Raw genomic sequence first — 12242 nt, 5'->3', positions numbered from 1 at the left:
CACACCAAGACCGGATGAAGGTTCTCGGCGTGTGGCGACAAAAACCGAAGGTCAACCCCTGCAACGCGCCCTACATAATGGCTTTGCGGGCGAAATCCCGGAGGCGGAAGCCTAATAAAAGAAGCATGGCGAAATAGGTCACGACGCCGGCTGCAACCAGCGCACCCAGACGCAGAAAACGCTCCAGCATGTGACCTTCGTCCCACGCCGGCATGACATGCATGAGCCCCAGCAGCACCGCCGACATCACCGCGACGGCAATCACCAGCTTGAACAGGAACTTCGTCCAGCCTGGCTGCGGCTGAAACAGATCCTGCTTGCGCAACTGCCAGAACAACAACCCGGCATTGATGCACGCCCCCACACTGATCGCCAGCGCCAGACCGGCATGCTGCAAGGGCACGATGAAGGCCAGGTTGAGCAGTTGAGTCACTATGAGGGTGAAGATCGCGATTTTCACCGGGGTGCGGATATTTTGTTGAGCATAAAAGCCGGGGGCCAGCACCTTGATCAGGATGATCCCCAGCAACCCGACCGAATAGGCGACCAGCGCACGCTGGGTCTTGGCCGCGTCGAGCGCGTCGAATTTACCATACTGAAACAACGAAACGGTCAACGGTTCGGCGAGCAGCCCCAGCGCCAGGGTGCAAGGCAGAACCAGCACAAAACACAGCCGCAGGCCCCAGTCGAGAATTCGCGAATATTCCTGGCGATCCCGTTGCGCATAGGTTTTGGACAGTATCGGCAGCAGAATCGTACCCAGCGCCACACCCAGCACACCGGAGGGCAGCTCCATCAAGCGGTCGGCGTAGTACATCCATGACACCGAGCCAGCGACGAGAAACGAGGCAAAGATCGTGTTGATGATCAGAGAAATCTGACTGACAGAGACGCCAAGGATGGCGGGCAGCATCTGCTTCATTACCCGCCAGACCCCGGTGTCGCGCAGATTCAGGCGCGGCAGCACCAGCATGCCGATCTTTTTCAGGTGCGGCAGTTGGTAAAGCAGCTGCAGCAGGCCGCCCACCAGAACCGCCCAGCCCAGCGCCATGACCGGCGGATCGAAATACGGCGTCAGGAACAGCGCGAAGAAAATCATGCTGACGTTGAGCAGCGTGGGCACGAACGCTGGCACCGAGAAACGGTTCCAGGTATTGAGGATCGCCCCGGCCATCGAGGACAGGGAGATCAGCAATATATAAGGAAAGGTCACCCGCAGCAGGTCCGAGGTGAGGGCGAATTTCTCCGGGGTGTCGACAAAGCCGGGCGCGGTGGCCCAGATCACCCAGGGCGCAAATATCACTCCGAGCAGTGTCACCAGCGCCAGCGCCAGGGTCAGCAGCCCGGTGACATACGAAATGAATGTACGCGTCGCCTCCTCCCCCTGCTGGCTCTTGTACTCGGCCAGGATCGGCACGAATGCCTGGGAAAAGGCACCCTCGGCGAAAATACGGCGCAGCAGATTGGGCAGCTTGAAGGCGATGAAGAACGCATCCGTGGCCATTCCGGCACCGAAAGTGCGCGCGATGATGGTGTCGCGGACAAAGCCCAGAACCCTGGAAACCATGGTGATAGAGCTGACGGCGGCGAGTGACTTGAGTAGATTCATTGAAAGAGTTGTGCGCCTTGGCAAAGGATGGGCGATTAAGCCAGCCATTTATGCGATACTTCGCGCCGCAAAAACGCCCGAAGCAAAGGCCGCGAGTTTACAGGTCACAGGCCGGAAATAAATCCTCCAGTCAAATGTAGCAACCACTCAGCGGAACACCTTAACTGCCCTTGACAAGACTTCAACTCATCGGCATGATTCGCGGCCTATTTTGTTTGCTATTTCACAAAGTCTTTCGAGGAGCTCGACGGTGGCCAACACACCTTCCGCCAAAAAACGTGCAAAACAGGCTGAGAAGCGTCGCAGCCACAACGCCAGCCTGCGTTCCATGGTTCGTACCTACATCAAGAATGTAGTGAAAGCCATTGACGCAAAAGACGCAGAAAAAGCGCAAGCCGCTTATGTTCTGGCTGTTCCTGTTATCGACCGTATGGCCGATAAAGGCATCATCCACAAGAACAAGGCTGCTCGCCACAAAGGTCGTCTGAACGGTCACATCAAGGCTCTGAGCCTTGCTGCTGCAGCCTAAGCGACACGCTGGTTAAAAAACCGACCTCAGGGTCGGTTTTTTATTGCCTGCTTGAAAGCCGCCTCGGCCCAGGCATCTCACAGATCATTGCCGGTCAAGCCGACTGGCCCGCCAAACAGCGGGTAGGGTGTGGCGACAACGGCTTCAATGCCTTGAGCAAGACTGCGCAGAGCACTCATGTGCCGATCGGCAGACCGTAACAGCTGCACCGTCAGCGGACACAAGGTTGCTCAAATCCCGCCTTCTGAGCTCACCACAATAAACATAGCCACGGCCTGAGTTTTAGCGCATCGGTCATTTCTGCCCAGCAGATAAAACACTGGCAACTTTTTTACCCACCCTGATGAAGGGCTTTTCAACCCACTCAAACATGAAAAACGCCAACACGATGCTTGCAGCGATCGACAGAATGAACACCCCTGCTTTTTCAACGATCGGTGCATTGCCAGGAATGATTTTAATCAGGAACATCATCAGGGAATAATGAACAAGATAAAGCGAATAGGAGATATCACCGAGAAAAATCAATAGCCTGTTACCCTTCACTTCAGCGCGATAACCGAGCATCACAACCGACGACACAATAATTAATGCCAGCCAAAAACCGCCACGGAGACCGAAGTCTTGCCACCCCAAAAGGCAGGCACTTATTATCGCCAACAGAAGAGCCAACTGCATAAGCCTTCGCCCCGACAGCGACAGGTCGGGCAACCTGTTCGCGAGCATTAACTCAGCCAGCATCATGCCGGCGATGAATTCGAAAGTGATGGTATTGCTAATAATCTTAATCCAGGCCTGCCATACGTGCACCACAACAATATCGGGCGAGGCCTGTGATGAAAAATCAAAATGACCATTGTAATACAGCTGAAATCCTACCGAAGACACCAGAAAAACCAGCGCGCAGACGTAGCTGCGGTAGCGATAGCTGATGCTCATTGAAATAGTGAATACAAGGTAGAACACAACCTCATAGGTGAGGGTCCAGGGCGGTCCGAGCGCGCTGAATCCAAACGACGGCGCCACGAGACTATAGTCCTGCAGACAAAAATAGAGACTGCATATCATCTGATCGAGGGGTTTTTCAGGGTAAACAAACAGGTAGGAAAGCAGCCACACCACAAAAAAAGCCGGCCATATACGAAAGAGGCGCCTGATCACAAATGATATCGGCCTTTCAGGGGACTGATAAGTGATCAACGTCATAATGAAACCACTCACAATAAAAAAAATATCCACGCCCAGCAAGGCAGGTATATGATCTATCCAGTCGCCGCCCAAAAAAAACGAATTATGCCCAACGACAACAAGTAATGCAGCGAATCCACGCAAGTACTGCAATGAGATCATTCTCATGAGTGCCTACCCTCTTGATACGCCGAAGCCTCCAATGAGTAAATTTTATTCAGCGTGATCATTAAGTAATAGCGTGCTTACCCCCACCAGCCGGCTATTACGAACTGGCCACATCAAACCACTTCGTTCATCAACCCGTCTACTGACAGAAATAACAGGTAGGCCGTTTTTTCAATCCGCGGCCGCAAGGCCGATGTTATTTGCCAGACGACATGATTCAGCCGTCCGCACGAGCTTCGGAATCAGAGGCAAGAGGCTGGAAGTAAGACGACATGCGCATGGGTGCTTTTTTGAGACGAAAAAGAAGTGCATCCTGATGGATCGGGCATCAGCAGTGGCAGTAGCGCACTGCCAAAACGCATAAGCCCAACCCGGGATGTACTCTTTACCGCACAGAACTGCGAACAACCGATGCAGAGCGCCACCACAACGCCCTGACATGGCAACTCCCCTCCGCGCGCAGGAGGATCAAGGCGCTGGCGCGGTTGTCCATGGCAGGATCGGAATGGCGGTCACGGCATTCTGCGGGCTGCCTTCGATGACCCGGTCGCTGTAGACCAGGTACACCAGTGCATTGCGCTTCTTGTCGAAGAAACGCACCACCTGCATAGTCTTGAAGACCAGCGAAGTACGCTCCTTGAACACCTCGTCGCCGTCCTTGAGGGTTTCCTTGAAGCGGATCGGCCCGACCTGGCGACAGGCGATGGACGCCTCGGCACGGTCTTCGGCCAATCCCAGACCACCCCTCACACCGCCCGTCTTGGCGCGTGACAGGTAGCACGTCACCCCGTCCACCTTGGGATCATCAAACGCCTCGACCACGATTCGATCGTTGGGCCCGACCATCTTGAACACGGTCGACACCTGACCGATCTCTTCGGCCGAGACCAGCACCGGGACCAGCAACGCGGCCGCCAATAAACCTTTCATGAAGCGCATCAACGATTCCTTTTGCAGCCTTGAGTCAGACGAGGATCAGGTTATCCCGATGAATCAGCTCAGGCTCGGCCATATAGCCCAGCTCGCGCACGATGGATTCGGAAGAGTGACCAATGATTTTCTGGGCCTCGATGGCACTGTAGTTACTCAGCCCACGAGCGATCTCGCGACCGTCCTGAGCGACGCATACCACCATCTCGCCGCGCCGGAAGCTGCCCTGGACCAGTTTGACGCCCACCGGCAGCAGGCTTTTCTGATCCCTGGCCAGCGCCGCAACAGCGCCATCATCCAGCACCAGCGTACCGCGGGTCTGCAGATGACCTGCCAGCCACTGCTTGCGTGCTGCGAGCATGCCGCGCTCCGGGGACAGCAGCGTACCCAACCGCTCCCCTCCCTTGAGCCGCGCCAGAACGCGCTCGATGCGCCCGCCGACGATGACGGTATGCGCACCGGAACGTGCCGCCAGTCGCGCTGCACGCAACTTGGTCTGCATGCCGCCGCGACCCAGCGCACCGCCGGTACCACCGGCCACTGCATCCAGCGCCGGATCATCGGCACGCGCTTCGTAAATCAGCTGCGCCTTCGGGTTGTTGCGCGGATCGGCGTCGAACATGCCGTCACGGTCGGTCAGGATGACCAGCAGATCAGCTTCGACCAGATTGGCAACCAGCGCCGCCAGCGTGTCGTTATCGCCAAAACGGATTTCGTCGGTGACCACTGTGTCGTTTTCATTGATGACCGGCACAACCCCAAGCTCGACCAGCGTGCGCAGGGTGCTACGGGCATTCAGGTAGCGCTTGCGGTCCGACAGGTCATCGTGAGTCAGAAGGATCTGCGCGGTATGTCGGCCATGCTCGGCGAAGCTCGATTCCCACGCCTGCACCAAGCCCATCTGACCAATCGCCGCAGCAGCCTGAAGCTCATGCATGGCGCTGGGTCGGGCCGTCCAGCCAAGACGGCTCATGCCGGCAGCCACCGCCCCGGAAGACACCAGTACCAGCTCGACACCCGCCTCGTGCAGCGCCACCATCTGCTCCACCCAAACACCCATGGCGTTGCGATCCAGACCCTTGCCATCCGCCGTCAGCAAGGCACTGCCAATCTTCACAACCCAGCGCTGGGCGCCCGTCACTTTGCTGCGCATCTTTTTCCAACCCTAGCCAGAGATTTTCAAATTCGGGATACAAAAACGCCGCTAACAATCGTAGCGGCGTTCAAGTTTACTTCAAGCGATCAGTCACGGACGTAAATGATTTCCGGACCATCTTCATCGTCCACATCTTCTTCATCCCAGTCATCGTCACCGATGTCATGCACGCTCTTCACGCCACTGCGACGCAGGGCACGCTGATCGTCCAGTGCCTGCAACTGGGCACGGGCTTCGTCTTCGATGCGCTGATCGAGCTCGGCCAGCTCTTCGGCGTAACCAGGCTCTTCGGCGATACGCTGGCTGCGCTCTTCAAGGTAACGCATGATGTCGCGGGTCAGTTGCTCGGTGCCTTCTTTGGCAATGGCAGAGATCACGTAAACCGGGCCGGTCCACTCCAGACGATCGACGATCTCCTGCTTGCGCGCTTCCTGCTCCTCTTCGAGAATCTGATCGCACTTGTTCAGCACCAGCCAGCGATCACGCTCGGCCAGCGACGGGCTGAATTTCTCCAGCTCGTTGACGATCACTTCAGCCGCATCCGGAGCACTGCTTTCATCCAGCGGCGCCATATCGACGAGGTGCAGCAACAGACGGGTACGCGCCAGGTGCTTGAGGAAGCGAATCCCCAGGCCTGCGCCGTCGGATGCACCCTCGATCAGACCTGGAATGTCGGCAACCACAAAGCTTTTCCAGCGATCGACACTGACCACGCCCAGGTTCGGCACCAGCGTGGTGAACGGATAGTCGGCAACCTTTGGCTTGGCCGCAGACACCGAACGGATGAAGGTACTCTTGCCCGCATTTGGCAGACCGAGCAGGCCGACGTCGGCCAGCACTTTCAGCTCGAGCTTGAGATCACGCTGATCACCCGGCTTGCCCGGTGTGGTCTGGCGCGGAGCGCGGTTGGTACTGGACTTGAATCGGGTGTTACCCAGACCGTGCCAGCCGCCCTGCGCAACCATCAGGCGCTGACCGTCCTTGGTCAGGTCACCGATGATTTCCTGAGTAGTGGCGTCGATGATGGTGGTCCCGACCGGCACACGCAGCACCAGCTCTTCACCCTTGCGACCGGTGCAGTCGGCGCTGCCACCGTTGGAGCCGCGCTCGGCGTCGAAGTGGCGGGTGTAACGGTAGTCGACCAGCGTGTTCAGGTTGACGTCGGCGACCATGAAGATCGAGCCGCCATCACCACCATCACCGCCGTTGGGACCACCGTTTTCAATGAATTTTTCGCGACGGAAGCTCATGCAACCGTTGCCGCCATCACCGGCTTTTACTCGAATGGATACTTCATCTACAAATTTCATAACGCACGCCTCCCGCCACAGGGACGAGCAGAACCACATAAATTACATAAGACTCTTGCAAAAATGAGCGTTGCGATACCGATCAGAAACCAGCGACCCCATGGGTCAACATCACAACAGCCCGCACAAACAGTTTTGCAAGAGACTCACCTGCCTCTCTACCTCTACAAACAAAAAAGCCCCGTCGCAAGACAGGGCTCTTAAGCTACTGCGTGATTACGCTGCGGAGACTTCAGTCTTCGGAACGATGCTCACGTAGCGGCGACCGAAGGCGCCCTTGACCTGAAACTTGATCACGCCTTCCACTTTCGCGAACAGGGTGTGATCTTTACCCATGCCAACGCCGTAGCCAGCGTGGAATTGGGTGCCGCGCTGACGCACGATGATGTTGCCAGGGATGATAGCCTGGCCGCCATACATCTTCACGCCAAGGCGTTTGGCTTCTGAGTCGCGCCCGTTACGGGTACTACCACCAGCTTTTTTGTGAGCCATGAGTCAATTCTCCAGTTGAGGATTAGGCTGAATTAAGCCTGAATACCTGTAATTTTGATCTCGGTGTACCACTGGCGGTGGCCCATACGCTTCATGTGGTGCTTACGACGACGGAACTTGATGATACGAACCTTATCGTGACGACCTTGCGAAACCACTTCAGCCACAACGGTAGCGCCAGCAACAACGGGAGCACCGATATTGACGTCGTCGCCATTGCCAACCAGCAGAACGCGGTCAAACGTGACGGATTCGCCAGTAGCGATTTCCAGTTTTTCAATTTTCAGGTATTCACCTGGGGCGACTTTGTACTGCTTGCCACCGGTAACAATTACTGCGTACATGGTATTTCTCCGAAAATCCTGCTCACCCAGCTCTTTATAAGAAGAGTATCGGCTGGCATGGCTGCATGGGGCTGGAACGGCCCGTTTGCATTGCGTAAGGCAGGTGCTGCCCAGGAAAGTTAGGGTGCGCGATTGTACGCAAGGCATTCGCGTGTTGCAAGAGGCGGCTCGTCATACCTTGACACGCTCTACCCCGCGACCTAGCATGCGGCGCAACCTATCCGGAGCACCTGTCGCTGATGCAACCCCAAGCCTTCTACCGCGCGGTGGCGGACGACTTTAGTGCCGTTGACCTTATCATCAAAAAGCAACTGACGTCGCGCGTACCGCTGGTCTCGAAAATCGGTGATTACATCACGTCGGCAGGTGGCAAGCGCCTGCGCCCGTTGCTGGTGCTGCTGTGTGGCAAGGCACTGGGTCGCGAAGGCGATGATGTTCGCCTGCTCGCCGCTACCATCGAATTCCTGCACACCGCGACCCTGCTGCATGACGACGTGGTCGACATGTCCGGCATGCGTCGTGGTCGTTCCACCGCCAACGCGCTCTGGGGCAATGCGCCCAGCGTATTGGTGGGCGACTTCCTTTATTCGCGCTCGTTCGAAATGATGGTCGAGCTGGGCTCGATGGAAGTCATGAAGATTCTGTCCAAGGCAACCCGCATCATCGCCGAAGGCGAAGTGTTGCAGCTCTCGAAGATTCGTGACGCCAGCACCACCGAAGAAACCTACATGGAAGTGATTCGTGGCAAGACAGCCATGCTGTTCGAAGCCTCGACGCACAGTGCCGCTGCCCTGTGCAACGCCCCCCAGGAACAGAGCGAAGCACTGCGCACGTTCGGCGACCACCTGGGTGTGGCCTTCCAGCTGGTGGATGACCTGCTCGACTACCGTGGCGATGCCGAGACACTGGGCAAGAACGTCGGTGACGACCTCGCCGAAGGCAAGCCGACCCTGCCGCTGATCTACACCATGCGTGAAGGCAGCCCGGAACAGGCCGCGCTGGTTCGTCAGGCGATCCAGAAAGGTGGTCTGGAAGATCTGGAAAGCATCCGCAATGCAGTGGAAAGCGCCGGTGCCCTCGATTACACCGCACAGCTGGCCCGCGACTACGCGGCCCGCGCCATTGCCTGCCTGGACGCGCTGCCGCCCAGCGAGTACCGCGACGCACTGGTCGAACTGAGCGAGTTTGCGGTCGCCCGCACGCACTGACATTCGCAGCAGTCAAAAGCCCGTCCAGCGACGGGCTCGGCAAATGGCAGTCAGCGCGCAATCCTTCATCCTCTCCTGCATGAAATCCGGAAAACACTGAATCCTCAGTGCAAGCCGCGTATGCCCGCGATACAGCGCATGACTGATCAGCCTTTTATCAGCAGATGCAGCCCCAGCAGGCCCATGCCGATAAAGAACACACGCTTGAACAGCACTGCGCTGATTCGCTGGCGCAGCCATTGCCCCAGCAGCATGCCCAACAGGGCCGGAATCAGCGCCAGCGTGGAGGCGCCCAGCTCTGCGCCGCCCAATGCGCCGTTCCACGACAAACCTGCCGCCAGCGCCAGCGTCGAGACGGTGAAGGACAACCCCAGCGCCTGGACCAGTTGGTCGCGCTCAAGCCCCAGCGCCTGCAAATAAGGCACCACGGGAATCACGAACACCCCGGTGGCCGAAGCGATAAACCCGGTGATCAGGCCGCACAGCGGACCCAACCAGCGCTCGGCAGCGGCTGCAACCTTGAGGGTCGGCAGGAATAACCCGCTCAGTGCGTAGAGAAACAACGCGCCACCCAACGCGCGGGTCATTGAATGACCGCCACTCATGCCCAGCCAGAACGCCCCGGCCAGCGTGCCGATGAAAATCATGCTCAGCATCGGCCATAGCCGCTTCAGCAAAGGCCGCAGGCTCCCACCCGTCGCCAGTTGCCAGACGTTGGTGAATGTCGACGGGATGATCAGCAACGCCGCAGCCTGCGCCGGCAGCATGGCCAGCCCCAGCAACCCCATTGCCACCGTGGGCAAGCCCAGGCCGATGACACCCTTGACCGTTCCGGCCAGCAGAAAGGTGCCGATCACCAGCGCCGAAAGGCCCCAGCCCAGCGTTTGATAGAAATCGAGGATCGAGTGCATGGCGTCCCTTGCCAGATGGATAGAGGTTGAGGCTTAACGTTGCTCAGAGCGCTCGCGCAGATAGGCCAGCACTTGCGCTTGATCACCTGCGAATTCGATACGCGCCGCTTTGTGTTCGCGCTGGTAAGCGTACATCGGGTCGTAATATTCGCCGAGCAGCCCTTCGATCCAGCCTCTGTGCAGGTCAACCGCACCGCTACGCTGCTGTTCTTCCAGCGCCGCCTGCATCAGGTCCGACAGGCGCTGATGACGCTCGCCGCCCAGACGTTTGTGAATGTTGTTCAGGCTTTGCAACAAACGCTCGGCAAACAGGCCAAAGCCCTGCTCTTCGCCCTTGACGGTGATGAACTCTGCGCAGAGGTTGATCACGTAGTCCTCGAGAATGCGCTCGACGCGGTTCTCGAAGCTGTCTTCCAGCCAGACCATCGGGCAGCCCTGCATCGCCTGGTGCAGTTCCAGCGGCACGTTGCAACTGCCGACCAGACGGCTTTCATCTTCCACAACAAATTGCTCGATACCGGCTGCGCGCTTCTTGAGCAGGTCGATGGCCAGGCGGTTCTCGAAGTCGATCTGCGCCGGCTGCCCGGTGGCACGCTTGCCGAAGCTGGAGCCCCGGTGATTGGCGATGCCTTCCAGGTCCACGCTATTGCGCAGTTGCGTCAATACTTCGGTCTTGCCCGTGCCTGTCATCCCGCCGAGCACGACGATACTGCATTCGCTCACCGCCTCGTGCAGGGTATCCAGCAGGAACGTGCGCATCGCCTTGTAGCCGCCAAGAACCAGCGGGTAGTCGACCCCGGCATCCTTCAGCCAGCGCTGCACGGTCTGCGAGCGCAGCCCGCCGCGAAAGCAGTACAGGTAGCCGTCCGGATTGGCTTTAGCGAACTCGATCCACGCATTGACGCGTTCATCCTTGACCTGACCGCAGACCAATTGATGCCCGAGCTGGATAGCGGCGTCCTGACCGTGTTGCTTGTAGCAGGTGCCGACCTTTTGCCGCTCGATGTCATTCATCAGCGGCAGGTTGATCACGCCAGGGAAAGCCCCCTTGGAAAACTCCACCGGAGCCCGAGCGTCCATCATCGGCACGTCGTTGAGAAACAGTGCACGGTAGTCGCTGCTGTTGTCGGCCATCAGAACACCTCGACGGCGTGGGTCTGTCGCTCATGCAGGGTGCCGATAGGGGTAAGCAGCAGCCCCAGTTCGGCGGCCACGATCAGAAACTCGGCTTCACCTTCAGGGCTGACCGCGACCAACAGACCACCGCTGGTCTGCGGATCACACAACAGATCACGCTGGGCATCGCTCAGTGCGCCGATCCTGTCGCCGTAACTTTCAAAATTGCGCAATGTACCGCCCGGCACACAGCCCTCGGCAATGTAGTGCTCGACGCCGGGCAGACGCGGTACAGCAGCGTAGTCCAGACGTGCGGTCAGACCTGCGCCGTCAGCCATTTCAACCAGATGCCCGAGCAGGCCGAAGCCGGTGACGTCGGTCATTGCCTGCACCCCTTCGAGCTTGCCGAACCGGCTGCCCGGCTTGTTCAGGGTACACATCCAGTCACGCGCCAGACCGATGTCCTCATCGCGCAACTTCGATTTTTTCTCGGCCGTGGTGAGGATGCCGATGCCCAGAGGCTTGGTCAGGTACAAGGTGCTCCCCGCCAGGGCAGTGTCGTTGCGCTTCATGTGCTTTTTCTGCACCACGCCGGTCACCGCCAGACCGAAGATCGGCTCCGGCGCATCGATGGAATGCCCGCCCGCCAGCGGAATACCGGCAGCATCGCAGACGGCACGACCACCGCGAATGACTTCACGTGCGACCTCTGGCGGCAGGATGTTGACCGGCCAGCCGAGAATGGCGATGGCCATCAGCGGGTCGCCGCCCATCGCATAGATGTCGCTGATGGCATTGGTCGCGGCGATACGGCCGAAGTCGAACGGGTCATCGACGATGGGCATGAAGAAGTCCGTGGTCGAGACCACGCCGCGCTCGTCATCCAGCGCATAGACCGCCGCGTCATCACGCGAGGCATTGCCAACCCAGAGTCTGGGGTCAAGGTTCTGAGCGCCGCTGCCAGCGAGTATCACGTCCAGCACCTTGGGGGAAATCTTGCAGCCACACCCTGCTCCGTGACTGTACTGGGTCAGGCGGATTGGCTCATTCATCGCGACACTCTCGGTTACCGGGAAACAGGCTGTGGAGTCTAGGGGCTGTTCCCTTATCAGCGCAAACCGCGTCGTGCGCCGGTCGCGCATTCGGGCGATGAATCTGCCGAACTGGCCTTTCTCGCCATGCCTCTTATAATCCCCGCGCATCATCACCGAATCCTGTGAAGCGCCGCCTGCTCGTGCACGCGGGCTTCAGGCTATCCTTTTTCCGCTATTGAACCGGAGA

The 12242-nt window shown here is 58.3% G+C and carries 12 protein-coding genes; 2 read left to right on the top strand and 10 right to left on the bottom strand.

All coding sequences use genetic code 11. From position 1 onward, the window contains the following. Window positions 1-70: 70 nt before the first annotated feature. Complete coding sequence (gene murJ, locus KBY02_RS21025) at window positions 71-1609, bottom strand: murein biosynthesis integral membrane protein MurJ (protein WP_225650730.1); 1539 nt, start codon at window positions 1607-1609, stop codon at window positions 71-73. A 250-nt stretch (window positions 1610-1859) separates the two neighbouring features. Here murJ and rpsT point away from each other — a divergent pair, with 250 nt between their 5' ends. After that, window positions 1860-2138 carry a 30S ribosomal protein S20 gene (gene rpsT / locus KBY02_RS21020; protein WP_003344603.1) on the top strand — a complete coding sequence of 93 codons (279 nt, stop codon included), beginning with the start codon at window positions 1860-1862 and terminating at the stop codon, window positions 2136-2138. Between the two features lie 294 nt (window positions 2139-2432). Here the strand turns inward: rpsT and KBY02_RS21015 are convergent, their stop codons facing one another. The 6 genes from KBY02_RS21015 to rplU all read right to left on the bottom strand — a co-directional run bounded on the left by KBY02_RS21015 (window position 2433) and on the right by rplU (window position 7726). Further along, window positions 2433-3494 carry an acyltransferase family protein gene (locus KBY02_RS21015; protein ID WP_024639441.1) on the bottom strand — a complete coding sequence of 354 codons (1062 nt, stop codon included), beginning with the start codon at window positions 3492-3494 and terminating at the stop codon, window positions 2433-2435. 468 nt (window positions 3495-3962) lie between these two features. Next, window positions 3963-4433 carry a CreA family protein gene (locus tag KBY02_RS21010; protein WP_003403541.1) on the bottom strand — a complete coding sequence of 157 codons (471 nt, stop codon included), beginning with the start codon at window positions 4431-4433 and terminating at the stop codon, window positions 3963-3965. 25 nt (window positions 4434-4458) lie between these two features. After that, window positions 4459-5577: a glutamate 5-kinase gene (gene proB / locus KBY02_RS21005; RefSeq protein ID WP_060400907.1), complete on the bottom strand. Its 1119-nt coding sequence runs from the start codon at window positions 5575-5577 to the stop codon at window positions 4459-4461. Between the two features lie 89 nt (window positions 5578-5666). After that, the gene (cgtA, locus tag KBY02_RS21000) at window positions 5667-6890 is read right to left on the bottom strand and encodes an Obg family GTPase CgtA (protein WP_002551973.1); all 1224 of its coding nucleotides are present in this window, start codon (window positions 6888-6890) and stop codon (window positions 5667-5669) included. 216 nt (window positions 6891-7106) lie between these two features. Next, window positions 7107-7382 carry a 50S ribosomal protein L27 gene (gene rpmA / locus KBY02_RS20995; RefSeq protein ID WP_002551972.1) on the bottom strand — a complete coding sequence of 92 codons (276 nt, stop codon included), beginning with the start codon at window positions 7380-7382 and terminating at the stop codon, window positions 7107-7109. A gap of 32 nt (window positions 7383-7414) precedes the next feature. After that, a complete protein-coding gene (gene rplU, locus KBY02_RS20990) occupies window positions 7415-7726 on the bottom strand; it encodes a 50S ribosomal protein L21 (protein ID WP_002551971.1) in 312 nt (103 codons plus the stop codon). A gap of 239 nt (window positions 7727-7965) precedes the next feature. Between rplU and KBY02_RS20985 the strand changes: the two genes are divergently transcribed. Next, window positions 7966-8934: a polyprenyl synthetase family protein gene (locus KBY02_RS20985; protein WP_003344609.1), complete on the top strand. Its 969-nt coding sequence runs from the start codon at window positions 7966-7968 to the stop codon at window positions 8932-8934. 146 nt (window positions 8935-9080) lie between these two features. Here the strand turns inward: KBY02_RS20985 and KBY02_RS20980 are convergent, their stop codons facing one another. Genes KBY02_RS20980 through selD form a run of 3 tightly spaced genes read right to left on the bottom strand, consistent with a single transcriptional unit; the run spans window position 9081 to window position 12013 of the window. Beyond that, a complete protein-coding gene (locus KBY02_RS20980) occupies window positions 9081-9845 on the bottom strand; it encodes a sulfite exporter TauE/SafE family protein (protein WP_024639439.1) in 765 nt (254 codons plus the stop codon). 33 nt (window positions 9846-9878) lie between these two features. Next, window positions 9879-10979, bottom strand: coding sequence for a tRNA 2-selenouridine(34) synthase MnmH (mnmH, locus tag KBY02_RS20975; protein WP_225650729.1), 1101 nt, complete (start codon window positions 10977-10979; stop codon window positions 9879-9881). Continuing rightward, window positions 10979-12013: a selenide, water dikinase SelD gene (gene selD, locus KBY02_RS20970; protein ID WP_116891933.1), complete on the bottom strand. Its 1035-nt coding sequence runs from the start codon at window positions 12011-12013 to the stop codon at window positions 10979-10981. Before selD ends, mnmH begins: the two co-directional genes overlap by 1 nt. Between the last annotated feature and the right edge of the window lie 229 nt (window positions 12014-12242).

Source organism: Pseudomonas sp. P129 (assembly GCF_020312195.1).
In the GTDB taxonomy this organism is placed as follows: Bacteria; Pseudomonadota; Gammaproteobacteria; order Pseudomonadales; family Pseudomonadaceae; genus Aquipseudomonas; species Aquipseudomonas fragariae.
This window is presented reverse-complemented; position numbering and strand designations above follow the sequence as displayed.